Annotated in this window: 19 protein-coding genes; 8 read left to right on the plus strand and 11 right to left on the minus strand. The window is 71.0% G+C overall.

The features are described 5' to 3' along the window. Positions 1-39: 39 nt before the first annotated feature. Positions 40-1578 (plus strand): long-chain fatty acid--CoA ligase, encoded by a 1539-nt coding sequence (locus L3i22_RS49575; protein ID WP_221324330.1) that lies wholly within the window; start codon positions 40-42, stop codon positions 1576-1578. Here L3i22_RS49575 and L3i22_RS49580 read toward each other — a convergent pair. Further along, a complete protein-coding gene (locus tag L3i22_RS49580) occupies positions 1567-1989 on the minus strand; it encodes a (deoxy)nucleoside triphosphate pyrophosphohydrolase (protein WP_221324331.1) in 423 nt (140 codons plus the stop codon). The genes L3i22_RS49575 and L3i22_RS49580 overlap by 12 nt on opposite strands. A 182-nt stretch (positions 1990-2171) precedes the next feature. Here L3i22_RS49580 and L3i22_RS49585 point away from each other — a divergent pair, with 182 nt between their 5' ends. The 3 genes from L3i22_RS49585 to L3i22_RS49595 all read left to right on the plus strand — a co-directional run bounded on the left by L3i22_RS49585 (position 2172) and on the right by L3i22_RS49595 (position 3338). Next, positions 2172-2486 (plus strand): pterin dehydratase, encoded by a 315-nt coding sequence (locus L3i22_RS49585; protein WP_221330541.1) that lies wholly within the window; start codon positions 2172-2174, stop codon positions 2484-2486. 24 nt (positions 2487-2510) lie between these two features. Next, positions 2511-2873, plus strand: coding sequence for a PH domain-containing protein (locus L3i22_RS49590; RefSeq protein ID WP_221324332.1), 363 nt, complete (start codon positions 2511-2513; stop codon positions 2871-2873). A 258-nt stretch (positions 2874-3131) separates the two neighbouring features. Continuing rightward, complete coding sequence (locus L3i22_RS49595) at positions 3132-3338, plus strand: hypothetical protein (protein WP_221324333.1); 207 nt, start codon at positions 3132-3134, stop codon at positions 3336-3338. A 17-nt stretch (positions 3339-3355) separates the two neighbouring features. Here L3i22_RS49595 and L3i22_RS49600 read toward each other — a convergent pair whose 3' ends face one another. From L3i22_RS49600 to L3i22_RS49610, 3 genes are read right to left on the minus strand one after another with little or no spacing between them, the layout of a single operon-like run. Continuing rightward, the gene (locus tag L3i22_RS49600; protein ID WP_221324334.1) at positions 3356-4102 is read right to left on the minus strand and encodes a peptidase E; all 747 of its coding nucleotides are present in this window, start codon (positions 4100-4102) and stop codon (positions 3356-3358) included. Continuing rightward, positions 4099-4932: a DNA polymerase subunit beta gene (locus L3i22_RS49605; RefSeq protein WP_221324335.1), complete on the minus strand. Its 834-nt coding sequence runs from the start codon at positions 4930-4932 to the stop codon at positions 4099-4101. The genes L3i22_RS49600 and L3i22_RS49605 overlap by 4 nt, the downstream gene beginning before the upstream one ends. Before the next feature lie 31 nt (positions 4933-4963). Next, positions 4964-5788, minus strand: coding sequence for a G5 domain-containing protein (locus L3i22_RS49610; protein WP_221324336.1), 825 nt, complete (start codon positions 5786-5788; stop codon positions 4964-4966). 303 nt (positions 5789-6091) lie between these two features. On the opposite strand from L3i22_RS49610, the gene L3i22_RS49615 reads away from it, so the two are divergent. Continuing rightward, positions 6092-6499 carry a MarR family winged helix-turn-helix transcriptional regulator gene (locus L3i22_RS49615; RefSeq protein ID WP_255657728.1) on the plus strand — a complete coding sequence of 136 codons (408 nt, stop codon included), beginning with the start codon at positions 6092-6094 and terminating at the stop codon, positions 6497-6499. A 15-nt stretch (positions 6500-6514) separates the two neighbouring features. On the opposite strand, the gene L3i22_RS49620 is transcribed toward L3i22_RS49615, so the two are convergent. From L3i22_RS49620 to L3i22_RS49650, 7 genes are all read right to left on the minus strand, one after another. After that, positions 6515-7000, minus strand: a complete 486-nt coding sequence (locus L3i22_RS49620) for a GNAT family N-acetyltransferase (RefSeq protein WP_221324338.1) — start codon at positions 6998-7000, stop codon at positions 6515-6517. Between the two features lie 73 nt (positions 7001-7073). Then, positions 7074-7664 (minus strand): phosphoesterase PA-phosphatase, encoded by a 591-nt coding sequence (locus tag L3i22_RS49625; protein WP_221324339.1) that lies wholly within the window; start codon positions 7662-7664, stop codon positions 7074-7076. 64 nt (positions 7665-7728) lie between these two features. Further along, entirely contained in the window at positions 7729-8511 is a 783-nt protein-coding gene (locus L3i22_RS49630) for a hypothetical protein (protein ID WP_221324340.1), read from the minus strand. Positions 8512-8639: 128 nt separating this feature from the next. After that, positions 8640-9035, minus strand: coding sequence for a PIN domain-containing protein (locus L3i22_RS49635; protein WP_221324341.1), 396 nt, complete (start codon positions 9033-9035; stop codon positions 8640-8642). Then, positions 9032-9271, minus strand: coding sequence for a hypothetical protein (locus tag L3i22_RS49640; RefSeq protein ID WP_221324342.1), 240 nt, complete (start codon positions 9269-9271; stop codon positions 9032-9034). Before L3i22_RS49640 ends, L3i22_RS49635 begins: the two co-directional genes overlap by 4 nt. A 103-nt stretch (positions 9272-9374) precedes the next feature. Next, positions 9375-10460: a redox-regulated ATPase YchF gene (gene ychF / locus L3i22_RS49645; RefSeq protein ID WP_221324343.1), complete on the minus strand. Its 1086-nt coding sequence runs from the start codon at positions 10458-10460 to the stop codon at positions 9375-9377. Positions 10461-10483: 23 nt separating this feature from the next. Beyond that, positions 10484-11257: an alpha/beta fold hydrolase gene (locus L3i22_RS49650; RefSeq protein ID WP_370644317.1), complete on the minus strand. Its 774-nt coding sequence runs from the start codon at positions 11255-11257 to the stop codon at positions 10484-10486. A gap of 75 nt (positions 11258-11332) precedes the next feature. Here L3i22_RS49650 and L3i22_RS49655 point away from each other — a divergent pair, with 75 nt between their 5' ends. The 3 genes from L3i22_RS49655 (at position 11333) to L3i22_RS49665 (ending at position 14594) form a co-directional block, all read left to right on the plus strand. Next, positions 11333-12304, plus strand: coding sequence for a hypothetical protein (locus tag L3i22_RS49655; protein WP_221324344.1), 972 nt, complete (start codon positions 11333-11335; stop codon positions 12302-12304). A 148-nt stretch (positions 12305-12452) separates the two neighbouring features. Beyond that, a complete protein-coding gene (locus L3i22_RS49660) occupies positions 12453-13949 on the plus strand; it encodes a DNA-3-methyladenine glycosylase 2 family protein (protein WP_221324345.1) in 1497 nt (498 codons plus the stop codon). A 147-nt stretch (positions 13950-14096) separates the two neighbouring features. Then, on the plus strand, positions 14097-14594 hold the full coding sequence (locus tag L3i22_RS49665; RefSeq protein WP_221324346.1) for a methylated-DNA--[protein]-cysteine S-methyltransferase: 498 nt from the start codon (positions 14097-14099) through the stop codon (positions 14592-14594). Positions 14595-14600 lie beyond the last annotated feature (6 nt).

Raw genomic sequence — 14600 nt, forward strand, 5'->3', positions numbered from 1 at the left:
CGGAAGCTGCGACGTACATCACTCCTGAGGGGAACCAGCATGACGACTCTGTCCCTGGCCACAGTTCTGGCGGAGAGCGCACGCCGGTACCCGGAGAAGGTCGCGGTGGTCGACGCGGGCGCCCGGATCACCTATCGGGAGCTGTGGCAGCAGACCCGGGAGTACGCGGCCGGCCTGCAGGCGCTCGGCGTCGGCCCGGGCAGCACGGTCGCCGTGATGATCCCGAACGTCGCCGACTTCCCGCGGGTCTACTACGCCGCGCTGGCCGTGGGCGCCCGGGTGGTGCCGGTGTCGCTGCTGCTCCAGCCGGCCGAGGTGGCCTACGTGCTGACCGACAGCCAGGCCGACCTGATCGTCACCCACTCCGCGTTCCTGCAGGTGGGCGCGGCCGCGGCACAGCTCGCCGGCACCCCGCTGGTCAACGTCGGGCCGCTGCCGGCCGAGCTGCCGAGCCCGCCGCGGCGCCTGGAGGAGGTGTCCGCCGGCGTCCCGGCGCTGCGCACCTACGTGACCCGCGAGGCCGAGGACGTCGCGGTGATCCTCTACACCAGCGGCACCACCGGCCAGCCGAAGGGCGCCCTGCTCACCCACCTCAACCTGGTGATGAACGCCGCGGTGAACGTGTTCGACGTGCACCCGCTCACCGGCGACGACATCGTGCTGGGCTGTCTGCCGCTGTTCCACACGTTCGGCCAGACGGTCGGGATGAACGCGACGTTCCGGCTCGGCGGGACGCTCGTGCTGCTGCCCCGGTTCTCCGGCGAGGCGGCGATCGACCTGATCCTGCGGGAGCACGTGACGATCTTCCACGGCGTGCCGACCATGTACATCGGCCTGCTGGAGGCGGCGGCGAAGGCCGAGCAGCTGCCCAAGCTCAAGCTCTGCGTCTCCGGTGGGGCGTCGCTGCCGGTCGCCGTGCTGGAGCGGTTCGCCGAGACGTTCGGCTCGCACATCTGGGAGGGCTACGGTCTTTCCGAGACATCGCCTACGGCGACCACCAACCAGCCGGCGTACGGCGCCAAGCCCGGCACCGTCGGGCATCCGATCTGGGGCGTCGAGGTGGAGATCGCCCGGCCCGAGGTGCCGGAACGCATCGAGTTCCTGCCGGACGGCGAGCTGGGCGAGATCGTGATCCGCGGGCACAACATCTTCGCCGGCTACCTGAACCGCCCGGAGGCGACCGCCGAGGCCATCGTCGACGGCTGGTTCCGTACCGGTGACCTGGGGATCAAGGACGACGAGGGCTTCATCAGCATCGTCGACCGGACCAAGGATCTGATCATCCGCGGCGGCTTCAACGTCTACCCCCGCGAGGTGGAGGAGACCCTCGCCCGGCACCCGGCGATCCAGCAGGTCGCGGTGATCGGCGTGGCTGACCCTACGCACGGCGAGGAGATCTGCGCGGTGGTGGTGCTCGACGAGAAGGGCTTGACCGAGCAGGAGCTGATCGACTGGTCGCGCGAGCGGCTGGGCAAGCACAAGTACCCGCGGCAGGTGCGGTTCGCCGAGTCGCTCCCGCTCGGGCCGAGCATGAAGGTCCTCAAGCGGGAGCTGCGCAAGCAGTACTCAGGCCAGTAGTTTCGGCAGCTCGGCAACGATCGGGACGTCCGCCGGCAGCCACGGGACACTGTCCAACTGGTCCACGGCCAGCCAGCGCAGAGCCATGTGCTCCAGCGCCTCCGGCACGCCGCCGTCGAGCACCGCGGCGGCGTAGACCCGGAGCACGGCCCGGCCGTGGGCCAGCGGCACGTCCGGGCCGACCCGGTCGCCGACCTCGACGCTGATGCCGAGCTCCTCCACGCATTCGCGGGCCAGCGCCTGCTGGTCGGTCTCGCCGCGCTCGACCTTGCCGCCGGGGAACTCCCACTTGCCGGCCGCCTCCGGCGGGGCGCTGCGCTGGCAGGCGAGAACCCGCCCACCCTCGATGATCGCCGCCGCCACAATCACCCTGGGTGATGGCAGGCGCTTGACGTACTGTTCCGACGGCATGAGAAACAAGATCGCACAAAACTTCGCCGATCAGGTTGCCCGAGCCGCCCCGATCGTCCCCCAAACGCGGATATGTGGGCGTGGACATCACTGTCCCAACGGACGAGACTGTGCGTACCGACCATGACGACACGGCGACAGTTCGGCCACAAGCCGGCAACGACGCTTTGGGGGGTGGTGCCATGCGGGCTAGAAAACGCCGGACCAATACCGGCTCGGACTATCTGAGCGACGCCCTCGCGCTGTTGAGCGGCTGGACCCGGGACGGCGTGCAGCTGCGCCGCGATCTCGCGTGCGACGACAGCCAGCATGCCGCATTGACCGAGCGGATCAAGGTGGCGGCGGACACACTCTCGATCCGGCCGATGATCCGGCGCGTCGACGGGCACACCCAGATCTGCCTCGGTGAGCGGGACGGCGACGCCATCACGGACGGTGAGGTCACCCTGGCGGCCCGGATAGAGGACTTCTATCGCACCGTGCTGGAGCATCCGTAGCCATCTCGGGCTACGCTGCGCCGCATGGCAGACGTGATCTATGACAACAAGTCTCAGCTGGAGCAGGTCGAGAGCGGCCTCCTCGAGGGCGAGACGGTCATCGCCGTATACGACGCGATCGGCGTGGGCACCGGGTTCCTGGGCCTGACCAACCGCCGGATCATCATCCAGGACAAGTCGTTCGTCGGTAAGAAGTTCGCGATCACGAGCATCCCCTACAACAAGGTGAGCTCGGTCAGCGTGGTCAGCAACAAGAGCTGGGTCGGCCAGTTCTTCTCCAGTGGCGAGATCGCCATCACCGTGGGCCAGCACGTCTACGAGGTCGAGTTCCGCGGCTCGGACAAGGCCCACCACGCGCACAACCTGATCCTCGGCTACGCCTCCTGACGTCAGCGCCCGCCGACCGCCTCCGTCAGATCCCAGACGTACCGGCGGCCGGCGGGCTTTCTCGTCGCGGCCGCAAGAGCTTCGGCTCGGCCGTTCGGCCCGTGCGCGACGGCCGGACGGCGGATGTCGCATGCCAGACTGAACCGTCGGCCAGGAGTCGTCCGCGGCAACTATTGCCGCCCCGACCGGCCCGCCGCATGCTACCCGGGAGAGTCCCCGCGACCGATCGATGCCGCTGCCCCCTGGAGGCGTTCACCGATGCTGGCTCACCTGCAGAAACCGCTGACCCGACGGCCGAGCCACGATCTCTTCGACAGCGATCCCGGCCTCGCGCCGACGATCGGCGGCGGTGAAGGGGGCCGGTCGCACCGGCCGGTCGGGCCGCTCGCCGCGAACCCGGTGTTCACCCTGGCGCTGCTGCTCACGGCGGTGCTCGCCGGCCTCGCCACGGTCGCGCTGCGCTGACCCGGCCGCCGGCTCGGTCAGTTCGGATATTCCGGGAGAACCCGGGTCGGCAGCGGCGTCTCGGTGACCGTCCCGTCGGCGGCGCGCTTCAGCTCGTACCCAAGCGGCCCTTCGCGATCCGCGACCACCGCCTCGAGTGAGGTGCCCCGGTAGACCAGCCCCGCGCCGTCGTCGGTGGCGAAGCCATCCGACAGCGTGCCGTCACCGATCAGCTCGTGCATCTTCGGGCGGCGCTGCTCCTCGTGGTCGTAGTGCACGCCGTTGCTGTACGGCAGCCAGCCCAGCCCGTCGGTGAACCCGCGCAGCTCCAGCCCGTAGCTGTCGGTGCTGCCGCCCTGGTGCCAGCAGATCGAGCCGGCCGACACGCCGCTCATCACCACGCCGGCCTGCCACGCCTCGTGCAGGATCTCGTCCACCCCGTGCACCCGCCAGAGCGCGCAGAGGTTCGCCACGCTGCCGCCGTCCACCCAGATGATGTCCTGGGCCAGCAGGTGCGCGCGGATGTCGTCGACGTTCGGCATCGGGAACAACTGCAGGTGGGACATGGTGAACCTGGTGCCGGCGAAGGCCGAGTAGAACGCGCCGATCCGGGCGTCGGGGTCACCGGTCGCCTGGGTCAGCACGCAGATCTTCGGAGCCTCGGTGGCGTTGGCCAGCTCCGCCGCGAAGTGGTGGATGCGGCCGGGCCGCATGTCGAAGAGGCCGTACCGGCCGCGCTGGAAGCTCGCGCTGGTGGCCAGAATGGTAGGAATGTCCGCGGTCATCGCAACATCATCGCGCACGCCTCGGTGGTCTCCAGCACGAGATCGGCGGCGATGTCGATGGCCAGCGTGAGCCGCAACGGATCGCTGGTGATCGCAGCGAACGCGGCGTCCACCCGCTGCTGGAACTTCGCCGGCGCGCCCGGCAGCCGACCGGCCGCCGCCACCGCGCCCTTCTCGTTGACCAGCCACTGCCCGGCCGCGCCGTGCAGCGCGTGCGCACACACCCCGACCAGCCGGAACAGGCAGCCCGCGACGTAGCTGGTGTCGGACCGGGAGACCCCCTTGCGGGCCAGGCCGACCAGGAAGTCCGCCTCCCAGAGCCGGGTGACCAGGGCCTCGGCCAACGGCCTCGGAAAGACCCGGACGCGGCGTTGCAGCGCCACCAGCTCGCCGGTCGGATCGGCCAGGATCCGGCCAAGACCCAATTCGCCGGCGTACGCGAAGTCCGGCACCCCGAGCGGATGTCCGCCCTGTGCGTGGAACTCGTAGCGGCCCTGCTCGGCGTCGGCCCAGCTCCGGTGCACCCGGTCCAGGTCCCGGTAGAGCCAGTCCACCGGGTGGTCGCCGATCCGCAGCCAGCCGCCGCCGTCGACCCACGGCCCCCACTCGCCCGGCGCGGTGACCCGGGCGTTGGCGCCGGCGACCGCGATCGCCAGCTCGCCGAGCCGGTCGGTGTCGAACGGCGCCCGGTAGTAGAGCCCCAGATCGGTGTCGGACTCCACCGTGTGCGTCTGCCGGTCGCGGCTGCCGCCGAGCACGACCCCGACCACCCCCGGAACGGTGAGCAGCCGCTGGGCCATCTCGGTCAGTTCGGCGTCGGAGAGTGCCATGTCCCGAGCCTATGACGATCGGCCGGCCGGTTCAGCACACCGTGGCCGGTTCCCACCTGAGGTCGGTGAGCGCATCCGGGTCGAGCAGCGCGAGGTCCTCGTCGGTGACCGTCGGCGGCCCGTCCTCGGTCTCGGTGACCGTCGTCCTCGGGGCCGGGGTGGCGGGCGCCGGCTCGTCCGGGCACGTGGTCCGGCGGCCGAGCGGCACGCAGAGGTCCAGCGCGCTCGCGCAGTCCTCCTGGACGCCGAAGACCACCACGCGCTGCTGCGGCTGCCGGGTGACCGTGGTGCCCAGCACCCGCCGGCCGGACGGCTTCCCGTCGACGAGCGTGACCAGGTAGCGGATCGTCTGCTCGCCCGGCGTGCCCGGGGTCTGCACCCGGCGGAAGCCCTGCGGCAACGAGTCGTCGCGGACCACCCGGGTCCGGAACGGGATGGGCTGGGTCTCCACGTCGGTCCGGGTGGTGACGACCGGCTCGGCCTTCGCGTGGCTGCTCCCCGGCTTCTTCTTCGCCGCCGGCTTGTCCGCGGCCGTGCGCGAGGAGCGCGGGACGCGCGGGCCGGTCCGGTCGGCCGGGTCCTCGCCGCGGGCGCGGCTCAGCTCGGCGCCGGTCTCGGCCGGCTGCCCGGCGATCGGGGGCGCGGGCTGCACCGGGACGTGCACGTGCCGCTGCGGCAGCGGCTCGGCGGCCGCCGCCTCCCGGCTGACGATCTCCGGGTCCTGTTCCAGGTGCGCGGCGCCGGGGTCACCGGCCAGCGTCTGCTCGGCGGTCCGCCCGCCGTCGCCGGACAGCACGGCGGCGCCGGCCACCCCGCCGCTGAGGAGCGCCAGCAGCGCGCTGGTCCCGGCGAGCATGCGAACACCGAACGGCAGACGGGCCCACCAAGACTTTCGTGGCAATTCGAGCAGATGCTGCATTGAGTCACTAGTTGTCTGGTTTTGCACCAAAGCATTGTGACTTGTCCGGAACGAAAGGCAAGCGTCCGACAGTCCCCCGAAATGCTGACCGCCGCAGCCCGTCACCGCGTGAATCGTTCACTCCACGAGGCGAAATATCGCCGTTCCGGCCCCGCGGGCGGGATGCGGGGCGGCCGTACGATCACAGACATGCCAGCATCTGGACCCCCCGTCCCCCTGAGCCCGGCGGAGGAGGCGGTGATGCGCGCACTCGGGCGCTTCCTTCTGGTCGTGCCCCGCGCGCTGGACGCCGACCTGATACGCGAGCAGCGGATGTCCGCCAGTGAGTACTCGGTGCTCCGGCACCTCTCCGAGACGCCGGACCGGCGGATGCGGATGAGCGAGCTCGCCGCGGCCTGCGACATGTCGCTGAGCGGGATGACCCGGCTCGCGGCGAAACTGGAGTCGCTCGGCTACCTGAAACGGATCCGGTGCGAGGAGGACGCCCGCGGGGCGAACGCGGTGCTCACCGAGAGCGGGCTGGAGCGGCTGCGGGAGGCGTGGCCGACCCACCTGGACAGCGTGCGCCGGCACATCTTCGACCACCTGGGCGAGCTGGACCTGGAACGGCTGGCGGCGGCGTTCTCGGCGATGGCGACCGAGAGCTAGGCCCTGGCTCGTCGATCATGCGGAGCGAGGCGGGGCCTGGAGCGCCTTCTCGAAACAGCGGGAGATCGGGGAGCCGAGGTACTTGCCGTACAGCGGGATCTCCCGGTAGCCCTCCCGCTGGTAGAAGCGGATCGCGTCGGGCTGGGCGGTGCCGGTCTCCAGACGCAGCGTCAGCCAGCCGCGCTGTTTCGCGGCGGCCTCCAGGGCGCGGAGGATCGCGGGGGCGACGCCGGAGCCGCGGCCGGCCGGGGTCACGTACATCCGTTTGACCTCGGCGCTGTGCTCGTCGAGCCGTCGCAACGCGCCGCAGCCGATCGCCGTCGCGCCGTCGTCCCGCACGTGCGTCGCTACGAGGAAGACGTCGATCTCGGCGGCGGACGGGGCGCCGCCCGGCTCGTGGTCATCGGATCCGTAGCGGGCGTCCAGCTCGGCGCGTTGGGCCAGCCGGAGGGCCACGCCGGCCGGGTCGTCCCAGGGGCGCTCCTCGATCGTCCACGTCATGCGGTCACGGTACGACGGCCGTACGGCAGATGTGTTTCGGTTTTTCTGGTCGCTTCTCTGGTCGGCTTCGCTGTCAGCGGAGCACCGGGAAGATTGTGCCGGCGACGACGGCGCCGGCCAGCGCGCCGACCACCACCTGGGCCGGGGTGTGCGCGGTCAGCCGCACCCGGGCCCACCCGCCGAGCACCACCAGCGGCGCCCCGAGCAGCGCCACCGGTCCGTAGATCGCGATCATCGTCGCCAGGGTCCCGGCGGCCACCCCGGCGTGTATCGACATCTTCCACCAGTGCGTGACCAGCGCGAAGATCACCAGCCCGGTGCCGCCCGCGACGAGCAGCGCCAGCACCTCCCGGGGGGCGCCGAGCAGCACCAGCACGATCAGCCCGGCGGTCAGCGACGCGACCCCGAACAGCAGCGGCAGCCGCCGGTCGGCCCGGTCCGGGATGTGATGGTCGGTGAGGCGGCCGGTGCGCACCCCGTGCAACACGTACCCCAGCGGGATGACCGCCGCGAAGATCGCGCCCGGCAGCCCCCACCAACGGGAGACACCGGGCGCGTCACCGGCGTGCCACCCCACGGCGACCAGCAGCGCCGCCACCAGCACGGCCGGCGCCAGCACTTCGGAGACGATGCGAGCGACGCGCTCGCCCAGGGTGTTGATCACGCTTCATTCTGGCAGGCAGGCGCGGATTCACCGCTGATCATCGCCGTGGGTGGTCCGGTGTCGGTCAGGCCGGGCTGGTCAAGATCCGGCCCACCTCGGCGGCGCGGTCGCCGAGCGCGGCCCGCAACGCCGCCGCCACCTGGTGCGGCGGCGTGGCCGGCGACGACAGCGACGCGATCCACTGCTCCACCACGCCGAGCCGGGAGTCGATCGACGTGTAGCGGTCGTTCGCCTCCGACGCCTTGTCGTCGCCGCGCGCCGCGTATATCACCGCGAGCTGGAGCAACGTCGCCGCCGTCATCTTCTCGCCGGCCTTGCGGCCGAGCTCCTTCGCGGTGTCGGCGGTCAGCGTGATCTGGTCGTTGGCCAGAGCCATGTCGTCCTCCTCCAGCAGCCCCCACGGGCTGGTGTCCTGCTCCTGCGCGGTCGTGTACCGGGACGAGAAGTGCGCGTGGTCGGTGTGCGGATCCGTCGTCGACGTGTAGGTCCGCCAGCGCCAGTTGTCGACCGAGCGGTTCGCGATCCGGTGGTTCCAGATCACGTACTGCAGCCGGTCGTCCGCACCGGTGCGATGCCGGTCCACGATGGCCTTGACCGCCTGGTCGAACCAGGCGGCCCCACCCGGCCACGGCCCCGAACTGTCGATGTCGAGGGCGTGCACCTCGTTCTTCGAGTCCGAGTCGTGGTCACGCAGGATGTCCGAGTCCTCATCCGGCGTGTGGTCGGACGAGGACGTGTGCGCGCTGTCCCCGATCGACCCGTCGGAACCCTTGTCGCGGGATGGGGAGACGGCGTTGAACTCGGCCCGCAGCGTTACCAGACACGGCACCAGAACCCAGTCAGACATCGGCAACCCCTCGAAGTGGTCCGTCGTACACGGACGAACGTTCCCACGAGACCGGGGGTGTCAATCGCACTCCGCGTGCCTGGAATCACCCGATGGGGGCAGCGAAGGCCGATGTGGAAGAAACCCGGCTACAGCCCGATGACCCGGACCTGCCGCCCGCACAGCTTGATCATGTCGTCCACATCAGACGTCAGGACGGCCACCGGTGCGGGCAGGCGCAGCGCGACGTCGGCGACCATGGCGTCGATGGCGTACTTGTGCCCGTGCAGCCCAGCCCCCTTCAGCAGCTGCGCACTGCGACGGGCACTTTCCTTCGTCACCGCTTCCACCCGGATCCGGGACAGCAACCAGCTCAGCCGTGCGGCGTCCACGCCGGGGTGGGAGACCTCGATGATCGTGGCGGCCGACATGGCCAGATCGGCCCCGTCCCGCTCCGCCTGCTCCAGCAGGCGCATCACCTTGCGGTCCCGATCGATCCACCCCGAGAAGCCCTGCGAGTCGAGCACCAGCGACTCGAGGCTCACGCCGCGCGCTCCGCCTCCTCGGTCCCGTGCAGGAGCGCCCGGGCCTCCGCCATCTCCGCGTCCGAGAACGCCCCGAACTCACCCTGGTAGCGGTCCAGTTCCTCGCGCAGGAGCCGGCGGCGCTCGGCCCGCTCGGCCAGCTCGGTGAGGTAACCGGAGACGTTGTCGGTGTGCGACTTCATGCTCTCCAGCAGCTCCACCGGCAGCGTGATCGTGACCTTTTTCGTCCTCGCCATGCATCGACCATACCATGGTGTTACCGCATCGCGACGCACCCGAACGGCGCCGGAAGCCACCCCGGGGAGGGTGGCATCCGGCCGGACGAACGTCGACACGAAATCAGACGTTGAAGCGGAACTCCACCACGTCGCCGTCCTTCATGATGTATTCCTTGCCCTCCATGCGGACCTTGCCGGCGGCCTTCGCCGCGGACATCGACCCGGCCGTCATCAGGTCGTCGAAGCTGACGATCTCGGCCTTGATGAAGCCGCGCTGGAAGTCGGAGTGGATCACGCCGGCCGCCTCCGGGGCGGTCGCGCCGACCGGGACGGTCCAGGCACGGGCCTCCTTCGGCCCGGCGGTCAGGTAGGTCTGCAGGCCCAGCGTCTCGAAGCCGACCCGGATCAGCCGGTTCAGCCCGGGCTCGGACTGGCCGGTGGACTGGAGCAGCTCCAGCGCCTCCTCGTCGTCCAGCTCGATCAGCTCGGACTCGATCTTGGCGTCCATGAACACCGCCTCGGCCGGCGCGACCAGGGCACGCAGCTCGTCGAGGAACGCCGCGTTGCCGAGCTCGGCCTCGTCGACGTTGAACACGTACAGGAACGGCTTGGTGGTCAGCAGGTGCAGCTCGGCCAGCAGCTCCAGCTCGATGCCGGCCGCGGCGGCGCCCTGGTAGAGCGTGCCACCGTCGTTGAGCAGCTTGAACGCGGCCTCGGCGGCGGCCACCGTGGCCGCCTTGTCCTTCTTGAGCTTCGCTTCCTTCTGCAGGCGCGGCAGCGCCTTCTCGACCGTCTGCAGGTCGGCCAGGATCAGCTCGGTGTTGATCGTCTCGATGTCGTCGGACGGCGACACCTTCCCGTCGACGTGCAGCACGTTCGGGTCCGAGAACGCGCGCACGACCTGGCAGATCGCGGACGCGTCGCGGATGTTCGCGAGGAACGCGTTGCCCCGGCCCTGCCCCTTCGAGGCGCCCCGGACCAGGCCGGCGATGTCGACGAAGCTCACCGGCGCCGGCAGGATCTTCTCGCTGCTGAACAGCTCGGCGAGCTTGCCCAGCCGCTCGTCGGGCAGTCCGACCACGCCGACGTTGGGCTCGATCGTCGCGAACGGGTAGTTCGCGGCGAGCACGTCGTTCTTGGTCAGGGCGTTGAAAAGGGTGCTCTTGCCGACGTTGGGCAGGCCGACGATTCCGATGGTGAGGCTCACGGAACGCCAGTCTACGGGTTCCGCTATCCGAAGAACCTCCGCAGTTCCGCGGCGACCAGGGCGGGCTTGCCGCTGTTGTCGGCGGCGAGATGACCGACGCCGGTCAAGGTCACCCGGGACGCTTGCGGCAGCACCGGCTCAAGGCCGCTCAAGACCGCTTTGAGGTACGCCGGGGACCGGTCCCCGCCGAGCAGCAACGTCTCCGCCGTCACCCGCGCATACGTGGTCAGGGGGCCCGCCGCGTCCTCGACGACCGCCGCGTCGAGTCGCATCGTCGGCACCAGATCGGCGAGCTCCGAACTGCGCACCGCGAGACCGGCCAGCGGGAGCATCGCCGCGCGCGGCACGAACCGGGCGCCGCCGGTGCCCTTCACGACCGTGGTGAACGCGGCCGCGGTCCGGCCACGGGACAGCTCCGCCTCGTACCTCGGAAGCCAGGCGACCGGATCGTGCCCGCCGTGCTTGAGCGGGGGTTCGTAGAGCGCGAGTCGCTCGATCGGCAGTTCGAGGGCCGCCCGCAGCGCGATGACCGCGCCGGAGCTGAGGCCGAACACGTTGCGCGCGCCGGTCTCGTCGAGCACCGCGGCCAGGTCCGCGATCTCGGCCCGCAGGCCGTGGCCGGGGGCGGCCGGGCCGCTGAACCCGCGACCGCGCCGATCCGGGAGATAGACGGTGAAGTCGCCGGCCAGCTCATGGGCCAGTCTCGTGAAGTTCGCCGAGGTCTGCATACCGCCGTGCAGGAGCACGACCTTGGGGCCGCCGTCACCGAAGGCGCGCCACCGGATGTCCGTGTTCACCAAAGCCATCATGCGTCAACCGTAGTTGACAGCATGCCGAGTCGTCAACCGTAGTTGACACTAGCCTTGTCGGTCATGCGTCCCCGACTGCTCGCCTCGGTGGCCGGCCACCCCGGGGAGACCTGGCCGATCGCGACGGGTGGATGGCTGACCACGTACTACAACGCCCAGCACGTCTGGATCCTGGACCGGCGGCTCGAGGTGATCGCGGCGATCCCGTACGCCGACGGCTTTCCCTACACCGACGGCCGGCACCTGGCCGTGGTGAATGACCACGAGATCGTGGTGACCGACATGCGGCGGCGGCCGCGGTGGCGGCGGGCCGGCACCGGGATCCGCACCTGCCACTTCGACGGCGACCTGCTGCGGATCCTCACCGACGAGACGCTGACCACGGTCCACGCCGGCACCGGTGAGCGGATCGGCGAGTCCCGGCACGGGATCGACCACGTCGACACCGCCTGGATCACCGATCCGGCGCACGGCCGGATCGCCCTGACCGCCGAGACCCAGGGCCGGGCGGCTCGCGGCCGGCTGCTGGACTTCGACCCCACCGGGGTCCGGGTGACCGAGCTGCCCGCGCCGCTCCTCGACTTCCACCGCGGGCAGCCGCGCTACCTGTCGATCTCGCCGGACCGGCACCGGCTCACCATGCGCGACGTCGCGACCGGGGCCGTCGTGGCGAGCTGCAGCGACGAGGAGCTCGGCGGACCGGACGCGGAGCTGAGCCCGTACGGGAACGCCGTCGTCTCCGAGTCCGTGATCGTCACGGAGATCGAGGACCACTACGGCGAGCCGTCGCGGCACGTGCTGCTGTGTGCGGAGACGTTGCAGCCCCGGGCGGTCGTCGACTACCCCCGGCCCGGGCAGCGCACCCCGAAGCGGTCGACGGAGTCCGGCACGTGGCTGACCTCGGAAACCGGCGGCGGCCTGTGCCTCTGGCAGCTCGACGGGCCGCTCGGCGACGGCGCGGCGGCGTGGCCCTGGGCCGCGTCCGTACGGCCGGCGCCACCGGCAGTGCTGCCGGGCCAGCTCGACCTGTTCTGAGCGCCCCCTCCCGAGCAGCCCCTCCCGAGCAGCCCCTCCCGAGCAGCCCCTCCCGAGCGGGCCCTCCCGAGCGGGCCTTTTGAGCGGCGCACGGTCATGTCCGAAACCCGCCAGCCGGTGGGTGGGTGCGCGGAGCAGACTCGAAGACATGGAGCTGGACTTCGAACATTGCTACCGCGCTGTCGACAGCCGTGACCAGCGGTTCGACGGGTGCTTCTACACCGCGGTCCGGACCACCGGGATCTACTGCCGGCCGTCCTGCCCGGCCGTCACACCGAAACGGCAGAACGTCACGTTCTACGTCAGCGCGGCCGCCGCCCAGCGCGGCGGGTTCCGCGCCTGCCGCCGGTGCCGGCCCGACGCGGCGCCCGGATCGCCCGAATGGGACGCCCGCGCCGACACCGTCGGACGGGCCATGCGCCTGATCGGCGACGGCATCGTCGACCGGGAAGGCGTCACCGGACTCGCGTCCCGGCTCGGCTACACCGAACGGCACCTCAACCGGATGCTGACCGCGGAACTCGGCGCCGGGCCGCTCGCACTCGCCCGGGCGCAACGGGCCCAGACCGCCCGGATCCTCGTCGAGACGACCGACCTGGGGCTCGCGGAGATCGCGTTCGCGGCCGGGTTCGGCAGCGTGCGGCAGTTCAACGACACGATGCTCGAGGTGTACGCGCAGTCGCCCAGCCGGTTGCGGGAGAAACGGCCCGTGGCCCGGGGCGAGGCCGGGGTGATCAACCTGCGGCTGGCGTATCGGGCGCCTCTGCACGCGGCGGCACTGCTGGAGTTCCTCGGGGCGCGGACGTTGCCCGGCGTGGACGAGGTGGTCGGAACGACGTACCGGCGTGGTTTGGCTCTTCCCCATGGGACCGCGAATGTCTCGTTGCGGCCTGGGGAGCGGTGGGTTTTCGCGGAGCTGCGGTTGAGCGATGTGCGGGATCTGGCGCCGGCGGTGGCCCGGTGCCGGCGGCTGTTCGATCTCGACGCTGATCCGGACGCGGTGGACGCGATGCTCGGGGCGGATCCGGCGCTGGCCGATGCGGTGCGGGCGGAGCCGGGGGTGCGGGTGCCTCGGGCGGTGGATGGGTTCGAGATCGCGGTTCGGGCTGTTGTGGGGCAGCAGGTGAGTGTTTCTGGGGCTCGGACGACGTTGGGGCGGATTGTTCGGGCGGCGGTTGAGGGTTCGGTGGGTGATGTTGACGGACTGGACGGACTGGACGGACTCGGCCCTTCGGGCCCCGCCCCCGCCCCCACCTCCACCAACCAACTTGCCGGTTTTCCGTCGGCGGCCGTCGTAGCCGACCTGCCGGACTCCGCCTTCGGCATGCCCACGGCACGTCGCGCCACCATCCGAGCCCTAGCCACCGCCGTAGCCGACGGCAAGCTCGACCTCGAGCCCGGCGCCGACCGCGCCGAAACCACCGCCCGCCTGCTCGAGCTCCCCGGCATCGGCCCCTGGACCGCCGGTTACGTGGCGATGCGCGCCATCGGTGACCCGGACGTCTTCCTCCCCACCGATCTGGCCGCCCGTCGTGGCGCGGCCGCGCTGGGTCTTCCGCACTCGGCGAAGGCGCTCGCCGAGCATGCCGAACGCTGGCGCCCATGGCGTTCGTACGCCCTGATCCGGCTGTGGCGGGCGGCCTGACCGGGCTGCGACCAACCTAGCCCGGACGGCCACCGCGAAACGCGTTGTCCACAGGCGAGTTCGTTGTCCACAGGCGGCGAAGAAAGTTGTTCCCGGCCGACGGAGTTCGGCCAGGCTGTATCCCCCGATTCAGAGGAGTTGAGCAGCATGTTGCGGCATTCGATAATGGAGACCCCGGCCGGCCCGTTCACCCTGGTGGTCGCGGATTCCGGCGCGGTGCGGGCCGCCGGCTTCACCACGAACGTGCCCGGCCTGATCAGCCTGATCCACCCGGCGCTGGTGGAGACGACCGAGCCGGCTGACGACGTGGGCCCGGCTCAGGCCGCGGTGCGGGCGTATTTCGCCGGCGACCTGACCGCGCTGGACACGATCGCGGTCGAGCAGCGCACCGGCGGCGAGTTCATGGGTCACGCCTGGCAGGTGATGCGGGAGATCAAGCCGGGCAACCCGGTGACGTATTCGCACTATGCGGAGCTGTCCGGGCGTCCGGCGGCGATCCGGGCGGCGGCCGCGGCGTGCGCGCGCAACGCGGTGGCGCTGATCGTGCCGTGTCACCGGGTGTTGCGGACGGACGGTTCGCTGGGTGGCTACCGGTGGGGCCTGCCGGTGAAGTCCTGGCTGCTGGAGCACGAGTCGGCGGGCTGAGCCCCG

Source organism: Actinoplanes sp. L3-i22 (genome assembly GCF_019704555.1).
Taxonomy (GTDB): Bacteria; Actinomycetota; Actinomycetes; order Mycobacteriales; family Micromonosporaceae; genus Actinoplanes.